The sequence below is a fragment of the Cupriavidus sp. SIMBA_020 genome (assembly GCF_046535395.1).
GTDB classification, from domain to species: Bacteria; Pseudomonadota; Gammaproteobacteria; order Burkholderiales; family Burkholderiaceae; genus Cupriavidus; species Cupriavidus campinensis.
Window position 1 is genome coordinate 339,619 of record NZ_JAWRWU010000001.1, and the last position, 14,546, is coordinate 354,164.

The 14,546-nt window shown below is 66.2% G+C and carries 10 protein-coding genes; 3 read left to right on the plus strand and 7 right to left on the minus strand.

What is annotated here, in order from left to right; genetic code table 11:
* Positions 1-14 precede the first annotated feature (14 nt).
* Both SB751_RS01550 and SB751_RS01555 read right to left on the minus strand, forming a co-directional pair.
* Positions 15-458, minus strand: coding sequence for an acyl-CoA thioesterase (locus SB751_RS01550; protein ID WP_144195811.1), 444 nt, complete (start codon positions 456-458; stop codon positions 15-17).
* Between the two features lie 35 nt (positions 459-493).
* Positions 494-1,429, minus strand: coding sequence for a histone deacetylase (locus SB751_RS01555; RefSeq protein WP_144195813.1), 936 nt, complete (start codon positions 1,427-1,429; stop codon positions 494-496).
* A 441-nt stretch (positions 1,430-1,870) separates the two neighbouring features.
* Here SB751_RS01555 and phaP1 point away from each other — a divergent pair, with 441 nt between their 5' ends.
* On the plus strand, positions 1,871-2,449 hold the full coding sequence (gene phaP1 / locus SB751_RS01560; protein WP_144195815.1) for a TIGR01841 family phasin PhaP1: 579 nt from the start codon (positions 1,871-1,873) through the stop codon (positions 2,447-2,449).
* A 111-nt stretch (positions 2,450-2,560) separates the two neighbouring features.
* On the opposite strand, the gene SB751_RS01565 is transcribed toward phaP1, so the two are convergent.
* The 5 genes from SB751_RS01565 to aceE form a co-directional block, all read right to left on the minus strand.
* The gene (locus SB751_RS01565; protein WP_410747740.1) at positions 2,561-3,373 is read right to left on the minus strand and encodes an SAM-dependent methyltransferase; all 813 of its coding nucleotides are present in this window, start codon (positions 3,371-3,373) and stop codon (positions 2,561-2,563) included.
* A 184-nt stretch (positions 3,374-3,557) separates the two neighbouring features.
* Positions 3,558-5,375 (minus strand): dihydrolipoyl dehydrogenase, encoded by a 1,818-nt coding sequence (gene lpdA, locus SB751_RS01570; protein WP_410747741.1) that lies wholly within the window; start codon positions 5,373-5,375, stop codon positions 3,558-3,560.
* 39 nt (positions 5,376-5,414) lie between these two features.
* Entirely contained in the window at positions 5,415-6,074 is a 660-nt protein-coding gene (locus SB751_RS01575; protein WP_211944309.1) for an MFS transporter, read from the minus strand.
* A gap of 72 nt (positions 6,075-6,146) precedes the next feature.
* Positions 6,147-7,832, minus strand: a complete 1,686-nt coding sequence (aceF, locus tag SB751_RS01580) for a dihydrolipoyllysine-residue acetyltransferase (RefSeq protein ID WP_144195823.1) — start codon at positions 7,830-7,832, stop codon at positions 6,147-6,149.
* Positions 7,833-8,013: 181 nt separating this feature from the next.
* Complete coding sequence (gene aceE, locus SB751_RS01585) at positions 8,014-10,701, minus strand: pyruvate dehydrogenase (acetyl-transferring), homodimeric type (protein ID WP_144195825.1); 2,688 nt, start codon at positions 10,699-10,701, stop codon at positions 8,014-8,016.
* Positions 10,702-11,071: 370 nt separating this feature from the next.
* Here aceE and SB751_RS01590 point away from each other — a divergent pair, with 370 nt between their 5' ends.
* Both SB751_RS01590 and SB751_RS01595 read left to right on the plus strand, forming a co-directional pair.
* On the plus strand, positions 11,072-13,660 hold the full coding sequence (locus SB751_RS01590) for a PAS domain S-box protein (RefSeq protein WP_410747742.1): 2,589 nt from the start codon (positions 11,072-11,074) through the stop codon (positions 13,658-13,660).
* Between the two features lie 164 nt (positions 13,661-13,824).
* Positions 13,825-14,457, plus strand: a complete 633-nt coding sequence (locus SB751_RS01595) for a response regulator transcription factor (protein WP_092292841.1) — start codon at positions 13,825-13,827, stop codon at positions 14,455-14,457.
* The last annotated feature ends 89 nt before the right edge of the window (positions 14,458-14,546 follow it).

The window sequence follows — 14,546 nt, forward strand, 5'->3', positions numbered from 1 at the left end:
TTGTGTGTTATTGATCACTCTGCACTTGGCCGCACCAGCGGTGTCAGCGCCAGACGCAATGCGGGCGGCAGCGCTGCGGGGCGGCGTGTTGCACGATCCACATAGACATGGACGAAATGGCCCTGCGCGGCAGCCACCTCGTCGTCGTTGCGGAACAGGCCCACCTCGTAGCGCACGCTCGAGTTGCCCAGTCGGGCCACGCGCAGACCGGCCACGACGGTGTCCGGGAACGAGAGCGACGAGAAATAGTTGCATTGCGTCTCGATCACCAGCCCGATGGTCTCGCCCGCCTCGATGTCCAGCACGCCCGCCCGGATCAGGTAGGTGTTCACGACGGTATCGAAGTAACTGTAGTAAACAACGTTGTTCACGTGGCCATAGACATCGTTGTCCATCCAGCGCGTGGTGATTGGCTGGAAATGCGCGTAGGCGCTGCGGGTGTCCGGTTGTGGCTTCATCGGCATCGGCGTTTTTGTTGTGATGTGTTGCGATCTCAATAAGCTGCCGCCGCAGCGGCGGTCGCCCCGGCGCCGTAGCGCTGGTGGTGGCGCGCGGCCAGCCGCACGGTCTGGGTGTGCACGGCCACGGTGTCCTCGATCTGGTTGCCGTAGCCGCCGGCCATGGCCACGGCCATCGGCAGGCGCCGTGCGAGGGCGGATTCGAACACCAGCGTGTCGCGTCGGGCCAGGCCGGCCAGCGTCAGGCGCAGCCGGCCCAGGCGGTCGCCCTCATGGGGATCGGCGCCGGCGAGGTAAATCAGCAGTTCGGGATCGAAGCGTGCGTAGAGCGTATCCAGCGCGCCAGCCAGCGCCGCCGCGTAGGTATCGTCATCGCAGCCGTCCGGCAGGCCGACGTCGAGGTCACTCGCCTCCTTCCGGAACGGATAGTTCTTCTCGCCATGGAGCGACAGCGTGAACACGCTGGGGTCGTCGCGCAGGATCGACGCCGTGCCGTTGCCCTGATGCACGTCGAGGTCGATCACAGCCACGCGGCGCACGCGCCCTTCGCGCTGCATCTGGCGCGCGGCGATGGCGGCATCGTTGAACACGCAGAAGCCGCCGCCCTTGTCGGCATAGGCATGATGGGTGCCGCCGGCGAGGTTGACCGCGATCCCTTCCGTCATCGCCGTACGGCAGGCGGCCATCGTCGCGCCGGCCGAGCGCCGCGAGCGCTCCACCATCTCGTGCGACCACGGGAAGCCGATCTCGCGCTGTCGGGCGGCATCGAGCCGGCCGGAAGACACATCGGCGATGTAGTCGGCGGTATGGGCCAGTGCCAGCGCCGCGTCGTCGGCGCGGGGCGCCTCGTGCAGGGTCAGGCCCGGCACTTCACGCACCACCGCGTCTCGCAGCATGCTGTACTTGCGCATCGGGAAGCGATGGCCGGGCGGCAGCGGCAGGACGAAGTGGTCGGCGTAGAAAGCTTGCATCGGGGCGGATCGGGGGGATCGGGCGGGAAATTCCCGGGAAGTGACGGTGCGTGACCATTTATCGACCGGGCAGTCTGCGATGGTAGCACCGCGTTCCGCATTGCGTGAAAACGTATCAAACAGCAGACCTTCCCCGCGTTGCATCATGGCAGTCGCATCGGGATAAACCCTTGCCCGGCGCCCCTTACGTGGTCATTACGACGCATATGTCTGCTCAATGTCTGCTATTTCTTGTGCAGTGCAACAAAACCGCTTGACAGGCTTTTTTCTGCCCTTAGAATAGGAATTGTTGCGGCGCATCAAAGCTTTTTAACAAGCCCGGTTCGACCGCACACCAATACATCGCTCGGGCTGGCCAGGACATTGCGTTCATGGCTTTGACATTCGGGCGGATTAATTTCTATTTTGCTTGACCTTGAAGTTCACCACTGGAGACCAGCAATGATCCTGACCCCGGAACAAGTTGCAGCCGCACAAAAAGCCAACCTGGAAACCCTGTTCGGTCTGACCACCAAAGCATTCGAAGGCGTTGAAAAGCTTGTCGAACTGAACATGCAAGTGGTCAAGGCGACCTTTGCCGAAAACGTCGACAACGCCAAGAAGGCCCTGTCCGCCAAGGATGCCCAGGAACTGCTGGCCATCCAGGCTTCGCTGGTGCAGCCGGTTGCCGAAAAGACCCTGGCGTACTCGCGTCACCTGTATGAAATCGCCTCGGAAACGCAGAGCGAGTTCACCAAGGTGGCCGAAGCCCAACTGGCCGAAGGCACGAAGAACGTGCAAGCGCTCGTCGAGAACTTCGCCAAGAACGCCCCGGCCGGTTCGGAATCGACCGTCGCCATCGTGAAGTCGGCCATCTCGGCCGCCAACAACGCGTACGAGTCGGTCCAGAAGGCCACGAAGCAAGCCGTGGAAATGGCCGAAACCAACTTCCAGGCCGCCGCCACCGCCGCAACCAAGGCTGCTCAGCAAGCCTCGGCCACGGCCCGCACGGCTACCAAGAAGCCGGCTGCCACCGCCTGAGCGGTAGCGCCCTCGCCCGCCCCGCGCACCGGCTCCGGCCACGGCGCCGGGTCGGCAAGAACCCGGCCCCTCTGATGAGGGGCCGGGTTTTTTTCGTCCCGAGATATTGCGCTACGGCTTGAGGAACGTGGCGCGCCACGGCTCGCCACCCTCGATGGCGCCCTGCATCTCGCGGCCATCCACGTGGCCGACGTAGCGCTCGTCATCGATCGTGAAGACGATCTCCGTGCCGCGCACGCGGCCGTCCCATACCGGCGTCGACCGCTCGCCTTCGCGCATCACGCCTTCCAGCTTCTGGAACGTCTGCGACAGCACCAGCAGCTTGTTCCCCATCGCCCAGATCCCTGCCACCCTGGCCGGCACCAGCCACAGGTAGACGCCGCACGGTCCCCGGCAGGCCTCGACGCTCGGCACGTACTCATCCGGCCGCCAGTCCGCCATATCGAACGAATTCGAGACGATTCGCGTGCCAGGCCGCAAGCCGAGCAACGTGGGGCGAAGACGCAGGTTCACGCTCGGCAGCAGGAACAGCGTGACGACCGTGGCATCGGAAAAATCCGACTTGAAGATGTCCGCGTGCTCGAAGGTGGCGCGGCCGGCCACGCCTTCGGCCCGGGCAGTGCGCCGGGACAGTTCGACCAGTTCATTGTTGAACTCGATGCCGCGCGCGGTGGCGCCGCGCTTGGCAGCAGTAATGACCAGGCGGCCATCCCCGGAGCCCAGATCGACGAGCCGATCCTCGGGCGTCAGCTTCGCCATGTCGAGCATCTGGTTCACCAGCGGTTGGGGCGTCGGGATCCAGATCACGTCCTTGCCCGGCTGGCCCATCGACGGCTTGCTGCCCGGTTCGTCAAATTGCGACCAGGCTGCGCCGGGCAGGAGCACCAGGCACAGCACGGCGGCAAGCAGGTGTGTCTTCCGCATCGTGTTCACCCAACGATGCTAGGAGATCGGCCCCGGAATCGCCACGCCGGATGGACAGCCCCGCCGCTGTTCGCCCTGCCCGCTCGCGGCCGGCGCCCGCTGGCTCCGCTTGGCGGTTAATTGCGAAATATCAATCCAAAAGAAAACCCGCCGGGATGGCGGGCTTTCTCGTTGCGGCCGAAGCTTAGCGCTTGCGCGGCGGCGGCACGTCCGTGCAGACGCCTTCGTAGATCTCGGCTGCCATGCCGATCGACTCGCCCAGCGTCGGGTGCGGGTGGATCGTTTTGCCGATATCCACGGCATCAGCGCCCATCTCGATGGCCAGGCACACTTCGCTGATCAGGTCGCCCGCATGGGTGCCGACGATGCCGCCGCCGATGATCCGGTGCGTCTCCTCGTCGAAAATCAGCTTGGTGAAGCCCTCGTCGCGGCCATTGGCGATGGCGCGGCCCGAGGCGGCCCAAGGGAAGGTGCCCTTGCCGTACTTGATGCCCTGCGCCTTGCACTGCTCCTCGGTCAGGCCGGCCCAGGCCACTTCCGGATCGGTGTAGGCCACCGACGGGATCTGCTTGACGTCGAAGTAAGCCTTCTCGCCGTGCGCGGCCTCGGCTGCCACGTGTGCCTCATGCACTGCCTTGTGCGCCAGCATCGGCTGGCCGACGATGTCGCCGATGGCGAAGATATGCGGCACGTTCGTGCGCAGCTGGTTGTCCACCTCGATAAAGCCGCGGTCGGTCACCGTCACGCCCGCCTTCTCGGCGCCAATCTTCTTGCCGTTCGGCACACGGCCGACCGACACCAGCACCAGGTCGTAGCGCTGGGGCTCGGCCGGCGCGGCCTCGCCCTCGAACTTCACGTAGATGCCGTCCGGCTTGGCTTCCACGCCCACCGTCTTGGTCTTCAGCATCACGTTGTCGAAACGCTGCTTGTTCATCTTGTCCCAGACCTTGACGAGGTCGCGGTCCGCGCCCTGCATCAGGCCGTCGAGCATTTCCACCACGTCGATGCGCGCGCCGAGCGTGCTGTACACCGTGGCCATTTCCAGCCCGATGATGCCGCCGCCAATCACCAGCATCTTGTTGGGGATGTCCGGCAGCTCCAGCGCGCCGGTCGAATCGACGATGCGCGGGTCCTCGGGCACGAACGGCAGCTTCACGGCCTGGCTGCCGGCGGCGATGATCGCCTTCTCGAAGCGGATCACCGTCTTCTTGCCGGTCGTGGCCTTGGCGTCACCTTCGGTTTCCTGCACCTCAAGATGATGCGGGTCCAGGAACGTGCCGATGCCGCGCACCACCTGCACCTTGCGCGCGCGGGCCATGCCGGCCAGACCGCCGGTCAGCTTGCCGACCACGGTTTCCTTGTAGTGGCGCAGGCCATCCAGGTCGATCTTGGCTTCGCCGAACAGGATGCCGTGCGCGGCCAACGCCTTGGCTTCGTCGATCACGGCCGCGTTGTGCAGCAGCGCCTTCGACGGGATGCAACCCACGTTCAGGCAGACGCCGCCGAGCGAGCCGTAGCGTTCCACCAGCACGGTGTTCATGCCGAGATCCGCTGAGCGGAACGCGGCCGAGTAGCCGCCGGGGCCGGCGCCGAGCACGAGCATGTCGCACTGGATGTCGGCGCTGCCGGCATGCGTGGCGGCGGCCGGCGCCGGGGCCGGAGCGGCCTTCGGTGCAGCGGCGGCCGGGGCGGCAGCGGCAGCCGGGGCGGGGGCAGCGGCCGGGGCGGGGGCAGGGGCGGGGGCAGGGGCGGCAGCAGCAGCAGCGCCGGCTTCCACGGTGCAGATCACCGTGCCCTTGGCCACCTTGTCGCCCACCTTGACCTTCACGTCCACAATCTTGCCGGCCGACGACGACGGCACGTCCATGCTGGCCTTGTCGGACTCCAGCACGATCAGCGACTGCTCTTCCTCAACCGTATCGCCGGCCTTGACCAGTACTTCGATCACTTCCACCGCGTCGAAATCGCCGATATCCGGCACTTTGACTTCGATCACACTCATGCTTTTCCTCCTGGGATGCGCGCCCTGCCCGCCTGGGGCTCAGGCCGCGCCGTCGTTGTTGGTTGCCGCCCCGCCACCCGCGCCGTTCGCACCGTTTGAACCATCCGGTACCGGCGCGGGTGCCGGCTGCGCCTGCAGCCGCACGGTATGCACGTCGATGGGACCCGCCGAACTCTTGTCGAACTCCACGCCCGCGTCCACGCCGATCCGCGCGATCTCCCCGGCGCCGATGCCGGGCCGGTCGTAGACCGCGTGCATGGCCCCGAGCGCATAGTTGCGCCCCGAGCCAATGCCCCAGAACCGGTCGAACGCGAACACCTCGCGGTAGGAATAGACGCCGAAGATGCCGCCCGGATTGGCAATCAGGCAGACGATCTGCGACGACTCGTACGGATCGTCCTCGTCTTCCTTGGTGTTGATGAAGTACTCGGTCTTGAGCTTTTCATGCACCTTGAGGAAGGTTCGGAACACGTCGTCGCGGGTCAGCAGCCGGCATTCGTCGCCCATGCCCGTCAGCAGCGCCCGCATCACCGGAAAGTGCGCGGTGGTGCCGGCCAGCGCGACGAAGCTCTCGCCCACCGGGAACACCTTCTGGTTGCGCTCGTAGGCACGCGACAGCCGCGTGTCGCCGAACGTGACCAGCGCGTCCGCCGCGATGGCCACCTCGGCGCCCTTCCTTACGACTACGCACGTCGTCATGGCTCGCCCCTTGCAGTTCGTACAGGCCCGCGCGCCGGCAACCGAGGCCGCCGGCGCGCGCGTGGGCCGTGCTTACAGCAGAATCCGGCGGAAGTCCGCCAGCAGCTGGGCGAAGTACGTGTTGAAGCGGGCCGCCTCGGCGCCGTCGATGACGCGGTGGTCCCACGACAGCGACAGCGGCAGCGTCAGGCGCGGCGCGAACTGCTTGCCGTCCCAGACCGGCTTCATGTACGACTTGCACACGCCCATGATGGCCACTTCCGGCGCGTTGATGATCGGCGTGAAGTAGGTGCCGCCCAGGCCGCCCAGCGACGAGATCGAGAAGCAGCCGCCCTGCATCTGGTCCGGCTTCAGCTTGCCTTCGCGGGCCAGCTTGGCGAGTTCGCCCATTTCCTGGCTGATCTCGAGCACGCCCTTGCGGTCCGCGTTCTTGATGACCGGCACGACCAGGCCGTTGGGGGTGTCCGCCGCGAAGCCGATGTTGAAGTACTTCTTCAGCACCAGGTTGTCGCCGTCCAGCGAGGCATTGAAGTTCGGGAACTTCTTCAGTGCCGCCACAGTGGCCTTGATCATGAAGGCCAGCATGGTCACCTTGACGCCCGACTTCTCGTTTTCCTTGTTCAGCTGCACGCGGAAGGCTTCGAGGTCGGTGATATCCGCTTCGTCGCAGTTCGTGACGTGCGGGATCATGACCCAGTTGCGATGCAGGTTGGCGCCCGAGATCTTCTTGATGCGCGAAAGCGGCTTGTTCTCCACTTCGCCAAAGCGCGTGAAGTCCACCTTCGGCCACGGCAGCAGGTCCAGGCCGACGCCCGAGCCACCAGCGGCAGCCGCTGCGGCCGGCGCGGCGGTCGAGCCGCTCATCACGCCCTTGACGAAGCCCTGCACGTCTTCCTGCGTGATACGGCCCTTCGGACCGGTACCGGGTACGCGCGACACGTCCACGCCCAGTTCACGCGCGAACTTGCGCACGGACGGGCTGGCGTGGGCGGCCTTGCCGGTTACGCCCTGGGCGGCCGGGGCGGGTGCCGAGTTTGCCGGGGCGGGAGCCGGGGCCGCAGCAGCAGCGGGCGCCGGAGCAGGCGCGGCAGCGGCCGGAGCCGGTGCCGGGGCGGCGGCCGGGGCCGCAGCAGCGCCGGCAGCGCCGGCGGCTTCCAGCACCACGATCAGCGTGCCTTCGGCCACGTTGTCGCCGACCTTGATCTTGATTTCCTTGACGGTGCCGGCCTGCGGGCTGGGCACGTCCATGGTCGCCTTGTCCGATTCCAGCGTGACCAGCGCGTCTTCCGCGTTGATCGTGTCGCCCACCTTCACGTGGATGTCGATCACCGGCACGGCGTCGTAGTCGCCGATGTCCGGCACCTTGACTTCCACGAGACCGCCACCGCCGCCACCAGCAGCCGGCGCGGGCGCCGGAGCCGCTGCGGGAGCGGGCGCGGGTGCAGGGGCCGGAGCCGCCGCCGGAGCGGGGGCCGGCGCGGCAGCGGGGGCCGGGGCAAGTGCGGCGGCGCCGGCACCTGCCGGTTCCAGCATCACCAGCACCGAGCCTTCGGCCACGTTGTCGCCCACCTTGATGCGGACTTCCTTGACGGTGCCGGCCTGCGGGCTGGGCACGTCCATGGTCGCCTTGTCCGACTCCAGCGTCACCAGCGCGTCTTCCGCGTTGATGGTATCGCCCGGCTTCACGTGCACTTCGATGACGGGTACGGCGTCGTAGTCGCCGATATCCGGCACCTTGATTTCAATCGCTTGACTCATTCAGTGTCTCTCCTGGGCAGCCGGCACTCGCGTCTACACACGACAAACGCTCGGCGAGGTTACTCTCGCCTCACGCTTCTGTCACGTTGCCACGCCGCAAGGCGCCGCCGGGCCAGCCGGGGGCGCCCGCGGCGCGGCGGGTGCCGCACTGCGGGGGGGTTCAGGCGTGTAAGTCCGGGAATCAGACCGACATCGGGTTCGGCTTGCTCGGGTCGAGGTTGTACTTCTTGATCGCCTCGGCGACCTTTTCACGACCGATCGCGCCTTCGTCGGCCAGCGCCTTCAGCGCGGCCAGCGTGACCCAGTGGCGATCCACTTCGAAGAAGTGGCGCAGCTTCTCGCGGGTATCCGAGCGGCCGAAGCCGTCGGTGCCCAGCACCACATAGCGGCGCGGCACGAACGGACGGATCTGCTCGGCGAACGCGCGGATGTAGTCCGTGGAGGCGATGACCGGGCCGCGCACGCCCTTGAGCTTCTGGGCGACGAACGACTCGCGCGGCGTCTCGGTGGGGTGCAGCAGGTTGTGGCGCTCGGCGGCATTGCCTTCGCGGGCCAGCTCGGTGAAGCTCGGGCAGCTCCACAGGTCCGACTCGACGCCCCAGTCCTTCTTGAGCAGCTCGGCGGCGGCGATCACCTCGCGGAAGATCGTGCCCGAACCCAGCAGCTGCACGCGCGGCGCGTTGCTGTTTTCCACGCCCTTGCGGAACTGGTACATGCCCTGGACGATGTCGCGTTCCACGCCAGCCGGCATTTCCGGATGCTCGTAGTTCTCGTTCATCACCGTCAGGTAGTAATAGATATCTTCCTGTTCGGCGTACATGCGGCGCATGCCGTCCTGCATGATCACGGCCAGTTCGTACTGGAACGTCGGGTCATACGAGATGCAGTTCGGGATCACGGCGTGGAACACGTGCGAATGGCCGTCCTCGTGCTGCAGGCCCTCGCCGTTCAGCGTGGTCCGGCCCGAGGTGCCGCCCAGCAGGAAGCCGCGCGAGCGCATGTCGGCAGCGGCCCAGCACAGGTCGCCGATACGCTGGATGCCGAACATCGAGTAGTAGATGTAGAACGGGATCATCTGCACGCCGTGCGTCGAGTACGACGTGGCGGCGGCAATCCAGTCGCACATGGCGCCGGCTTCGTTGATGCCTTCCTGCAGCACCTGGCCAGTCTGCGATTCCTTGTAGAACATCAGCTGGTCGTGATCCTGCGGCACGTACTTCTGGCCTTCCTGGTTCCAGATGCCGACCTGGCGGAACAGGCCTTCCATGCCGAACGTGCGCGACTCGTCGGGCACGATGGGCACCACGTGCTTGCCGATCTTCTTGTCCTTGAGCAGCGTGTTCAGGATCCGCACGAAGGCCATGGTCGTGGAGACTTCGCGGCCTTCGCCCGTGGCCTTGAGCAGCGCGTCGAACGCGGCCAGCTCGGGCACCGGCAGCGCTTCCGCCTTCAGGCGGCGGCTGGGCAGGTAGCCGCCCAGCTCCATGCGGCGGGCGCGCATGTATTCGAGTTCCTTCGAGCCATCCTCGAAGGTCAGGTACGGCACGTCCTCGATCTTGTCGTCCGACACCGGGATGTTGAACTGGTCGCGGAACTTGCGGATCGCGTCCACCGGCATCTTCTTCTGCTGGTGGGCCACGTTCATGGCCTGACCGGCATCGCCCATGCCATAGCCCTTGATGGTCTTGGCCAGGATCAGCGTCGGCTGGCCCTTGTGCTCGCTGGCGGCCTTGTAGGCGGCGTAGATCTTGTGCGGGTCATGGCCGCCACGGTTCAGGCGCCAGATGTCGTCGTCGGACCAGTCGGCCACCATGGCCTTCAGTTCCGGCGTGTTGAAGAAGAACTCGCGCACGTAGGCGCCGTCCTTGGCCTTGAAGGTCTGGTACTCGCCGTCCACGCACTCCATCATGCGTTTCATCAGCAGGCCCTTGGTGTCGCGTGCCAGCAGCTGGTCCCAGCGGCTGCCCCAGACCACCTTGATCACGTTCCAGCCCGAACCGCGGAATTCCGATTCCAGTTCCTGGATGATCTTGCCGTTGCCGCGCACCGGGCCGTCCAGGCGCTGCAGGTTGCAGTTGATCACGAAGACGAGGTTGTCCAGCTTCTCGCGGCCGGCCATGCCGATCGCGCCGAGCGATTCCGGCTCGTCGGTCTCGCCGTCGCCCAGGAAGGCCCAGACCTTGCGGTCGCCGGCCTTGGCCAGGCCGCGGCTGTCCAGGTACTTCATGAAGCGCGCCTGGTAGATCGCCATGATCGGGCCCAGGCCCATCGACACGGTGGGGAACTGCCAGAAGTCCGGCATCAGCCACGGGTGGGGGTACGACGAAATGCCCTTGCCGTCCACTTCCTGGCGGAAGTTGTCGAGCTGCTCGGTGGTCAGGCGGCCCAGCAGGAAGGCGCGCGAGTACACGCCCGGCGCCGAGTGGCCCTGCACGAAGACCAGGTCGCCGCCGCTCTGCTCGGACGGGGCGCGCCAGAAGTGGTTGTAGCCCACGTCATAGAGCGTGGCGGCCGACGCGAACGACGAAATATGGCCGCCCACGTTGGTGTGCTTGTTGGCGCGCAGCACCATGGCCATCGCGTTCCAGCGCGTGTACGAGCGGATGCGGTGCTCGATATCCTGGTCGCCTGGAATGCGGGCCTGCTGCTCCACCGGAATGGTGTTGATGTACTGCGTCTCGGCGTGGAACGGCTGGGTCACGCCATTCACCCGTGCGTATTCGATCTGCTTCTCAATCAGGAAAGCGGCGCGATCTGCACCTTCGGCCGCCAGCACGCCCTGCAGGGCATCCAGCCATTCATGCGTTTCCTGGGGATCGGCGTCGTTGGCGCTGCTCGCGCCGAGAATCTGCTCTGGTACGGCTGACATGAGACTGTCTCCTGGTGAATTCCTGGCGAGCGCACGAGATCCGCCCGCATTGTCTGGTCGAAGCGATTCTATGGAAGCACAGCAGAGGCTGACAAGCGAAATTTTCAGATTACGGATTCGTTTCTTATAATGTGAAATATTGCGGCGGTGCACCAGAGCGCGCGCGCCGCAGGCCGATGTCGCCCGCGCATTGATCGGACGCCGCTTCCTCGCCAGCCCTGCCCGGGGCACGATCCGCGCAAACTTGAGCAGGTGCCGCATAGGCGCTTTCCCCAAGCGACGCACCGCAATAATCCCTATACACTGGCCGGTCAGCCGTCAATCCCTTATGCAGTTCTTCCAACGACTCCTCTCCGGCCTGCGCACGGCCATGCTTCCCCCCAATCCCTCCGGGGCCGCGACCCCGGCCACGGTGGAAGCGTCTGCCGCCGCGCACCACGCCGCCCAGCACGCGGCCCACGCCGGACGCGACGGCGATCCCCATGACGACGTAGCGCACGATGGCGCCGACGCCCACGAAGCCGACGGCCCCTTCGCCGCCGCGCCGCGCCGGCTCTGGTGGCTGCGCTGGCGCAACCTCGTGGCGACGAGCTGGTTCATGTTCATCCCGCTCGTGGCCATTGTGCTCTTCACCGTGGCGATGGGCGTCATCCTGTGGTCGCTGCATGAGACGGAGCGCCAGCAGCAGCGCGACGCCCTGTACCGCGACGCCGCCTGGGCGCAGCAGCGCGTGCGGCTCTCGCTGCTGAGCAACCAGGACCAGCTGGCCTCGCTGGCGCGCGACATCGCCGCCGCGCAGCTCGACCAGGGAGCCTATCGCACGGCCGCGCAGGAAATCTTGCGAGAGAACCCGGAAATCGTCTTTGTGAACTGGCTCGATGCCACGCGGCGCGGCCGCTGGTCGCTGCCGTCCACGTCGGAGTTTGCCGGCCGGTTGCGGGAGACCGTCGACCATCCGCTGGAGCCGGAAGTCCTCGACACCTTCGACGCCGCCCGCGAGACCCAGCGCGTGGTCTACTCCCGCCCGCTGATGAACGAGCGCGGCGACAGCTTCATGCTGATGGAAGTGCCGATCGTGCGGGACAACGAGTTCCTCGGCACCCTCGGCGCGCTCTATTCGATCAACGGCATCCTGACCCACCTGCTGCCGCCCGAGTTGACGGAGCGCTACCGCTTCTCGCTGATCGACAAGAACAACCAGACGCGCGCGAGCACGTCGCTGCGGCCCGTGCCGGGCAATGCGCTGTCCTACGAAGTGCTGCTTGATCCACCCGGGCATTCGCTTTCGCTGCGCGCGGATGCCTACCCGCCGCCGTCGAACCTGCCTAACAACATGCTGCTGTGGCTGGTGGTGGGCCTGTCCTGCTTCCTGCTCTGGAGCCTGTGGAGCATGTGGCGGCACACCAGCCGCCGCTCCGAGGCGCAGCGCGCCCTGCTGGCCGAGACCTCGTTCCGCCGGGCGATGGAAAACTCGATGCTGATCGGCCTGCGCGCGCTCGACCTGAACGGCCGCATCACGTATGTGAACCCCGCCTTCTGCCGCATGACGGGCTGGACCGAGGGCGCCCTGGTCGGCCGCGTGCCGCCGTTCCCCTACTGGCCGCCCAACGACCAGCAGGAGATGCAGAAGCAGATCGACCTGACGCTGCAGGGCAAGTCCCCCGCCACCGGCTACGAGATGCGCGTGATGCGCCGCGACGGCAGCAGCTTCTTCGCACGGATGTACGTCTCGCCGCTGGTGGACGGCCGGGGCCGCCATACGGGCTGGATGAGTTCGATGACGGACATCACCGAGCCCAAGCGCGCCCGCGAGGAACTGGCCGCCGCGCACGACCGCTTCACGACCGTGCTGGAAAGCCTGGACGCCGCCGTGTCCGTGCTGGCCACTGACAAGGCCGAGCTGCTGTTCGCCAACCGCTACTACCGGCAGCTGTTCGGCTGGGAGGCCGAGGGGCACCTGAAACTCGCCGGCGACGACTTCGACCGCGAGCAGATGTCGAGCGACAACACCGACTATGTCGATGCCTACGCCGGCCTGCCGGCCTCGGAGCTGATGCCGTATGCGTCCGATGCGCGCGAGGTCTTCGTGCCGGACATGCAGAAATGGTTCGAAGTGCGCCGCCGCTATATCCAGTGGGTGGACGGCCACCTGGCGCAGATGCAGATCGCCACCGACATCACGGTGCGCAAGGCCGCCGAGGAAATGGCGCGCCAGCACGAGGAACGGCTCCAGTTCACCAGCCGGCTGACCACCATGGGCGAGATGGCGTCGTCGCTGGCGCACGAGCTGAACCAGCCGCTGGCGGCCATCAACAATTACTGCATGGGCGCCGTGGCGCGGCTCCATTCGGGGCGCAGCACGCCGGAAGACCTGATTCCGGTGCTCGAGAAGACGTCGGCGCAGGCCGTGCGGGCGGGCACCATCATCAGTCGCATCCGGGGCTTCGTGAAGCGCAGCCAGCCGCAGCGGCGCGAGGCGTCCCTCCATGACATCGTGGCAGACGCCGTGGGCCTGGCCGACCTGGAAGCCACGCGCCGCCGCGTGACCATTCTCACCCGCCTGCCCGCCCCGCCGCTGCTGCTGTATGTGGACCCGGTGCTGATCGAACAGGTGCTGGTGAACCTGCTCAAGAACGCCGTGGAAGCCATGGCCGGGCTGCCCGCCATGCGCGCCGCCGGCGTGGTGCGCCTGCACGCGCGCATCGAGCCGGTGGAATTCGGCCAGTGCGTCTGCATCGACGTGATCGACCAGGGCCCGGGCGTGGACGAAGCCACCAAGGAACGGCTGTTCGAGCCATTCTTCAGCACCAAGTCCGACGGCATGGGCATGGGCCTGAATATCTGCCGCTCGATCATTGAATCCCACCAGGGCCGGCTCTGGGTGGAAAACAATGTGGACGGGATCGGCTGTACGTTTAAAATCACGTTGCCGCTGCAGCCTGCGCTCCCCGAGCAATAGCCCGGGCACCCCGGTGAGACAGACGCGATGAGACCCTCCGCCGCGGGGCTTGGGTGGGTCGCCGCAGATCTGCCACTCGACCGGGTAGTGTTGCGCATGCCGCGAGGCGGTTACACTTAGTTGCAAACGACTTGGTCGTTAACGAATTTGCCCCAGGAGACTTCATGACCGCAACGCCCAGTCCCACTCCGCATCGTGGCGAGACCGTGTTCATCGTCGATGACGATGAAGCCATGCGCGACTCGCTGACCTGGCTGCTGGAGGGCAATGGCTACCAGGTGCGCAGCTTCAACAGCGCCGAGCAGTTCCTGTCCGCCTACGATGCCGGCCAGGTATCGTGCCTGATCCTGGACGTGCGCATGCCCGGCATGAGCGGCCCGGAACTGCAGGAACGCATGCTGGCCGAGCACATCGACATTCCCATCGTGTTCATCACCGGCCACGGCGACGTGCCGATGGCGGTGTCCACGATGAAGCGCGGCGCGATCGACTTCATCGAGAAGCCGTTCGACGAATCCGAGCTGCGCGCGCTGGTGGAGCGCATGCTCCAGAAGGCCCGCACCGACCATTCCGCCGCCCGCGAGCAGCGCGCCGCCAAGGACCTGCTGGGCAAGCTGACCACGCGCGAGCAGCAGGTGCTGGAGCGCATCGTGGCCGGCCGGCTGAACAAGCAGATCGCCGACGACCTGGGCATTTCCATCAAGACGGTGGAGGCGCACCGCGCCAACATCATGGAAAAGCTCAACGTGAACACCGTGGCGGATCTGCTGCGACTGGCCCTGTCGCGCAACAGCTGATCGGCTGGATGGACGGGGAAAAAACGGCGCAAAGGCGCCGTTTTTTTATGGATCGTCGATCAGGAGGTTGGCGGAAAAAGTAATGCAAA

Bases quoted from the DNA above. Each gene is read 5' to 3' on its own strand.
- aceF (WP_144195823.1), bottom strand. From the start codon at position 7,832: ATGAGTCAAGCGATTGAAATCAAGGTGCCGGATATCGGCGACTACGAC.
- aceE (WP_144195825.1), bottom strand. From the start codon at position 10,701: ATGTCAGCCGTACCAGAGCAGATTCTCGGCGCGAGCAGCGCCAACGAC.
- SB751_RS01550 (WP_144195811.1), bottom strand. From the start codon at position 458: ATGAAGCCACAACCGGACACCCGCAGCGCCTACGCGCATTTCCAGCCA.
- phaP1 (WP_144195815.1), top strand. From the start codon at position 1,871: ATGATCCTGACCCCGGAACAAGTTGCAGCCGCACAAAAAGCCAACCTG.
- SB751_RS01595 (WP_092292841.1), top strand. From the start codon at position 13,825: ATGACCGCAACGCCCAGTCCCACTCCGCATCGTGGCGAGACCGTGTTC.
- SB751_RS01590 (WP_410747742.1), top strand. From the start codon at position 11,072: ATGCTTCCCCCCAATCCCTCCGGGGCCGCGACCCCGGCCACGGTGGAA.
- SB751_RS01575 (WP_211944309.1), bottom strand. From the start codon at position 6,074: ATGACGACGTGCGTAGTCGTAAGGAAGGGCGCCGAGGTGGCCATCGCG.
- SB751_RS01565 (WP_410747740.1), bottom strand. From the start codon at position 3,373: ATGCGGAAGACACACCTGCTTGCCGCCGTGCTGTGCCTGGTGCTCCTG.
- SB751_RS01555 (WP_144195813.1), bottom strand. From the start codon at position 1,429: ATGCAAGCTTTCTACGCCGACCACTTCGTCCTGCCGCTGCCGCCCGGC.
- lpdA (WP_410747741.1), bottom strand. From the start codon at position 5,375: ATGAGTGTGATCGAAGTCAAAGTGCCGGATATCGGCGATTTCGACGCG.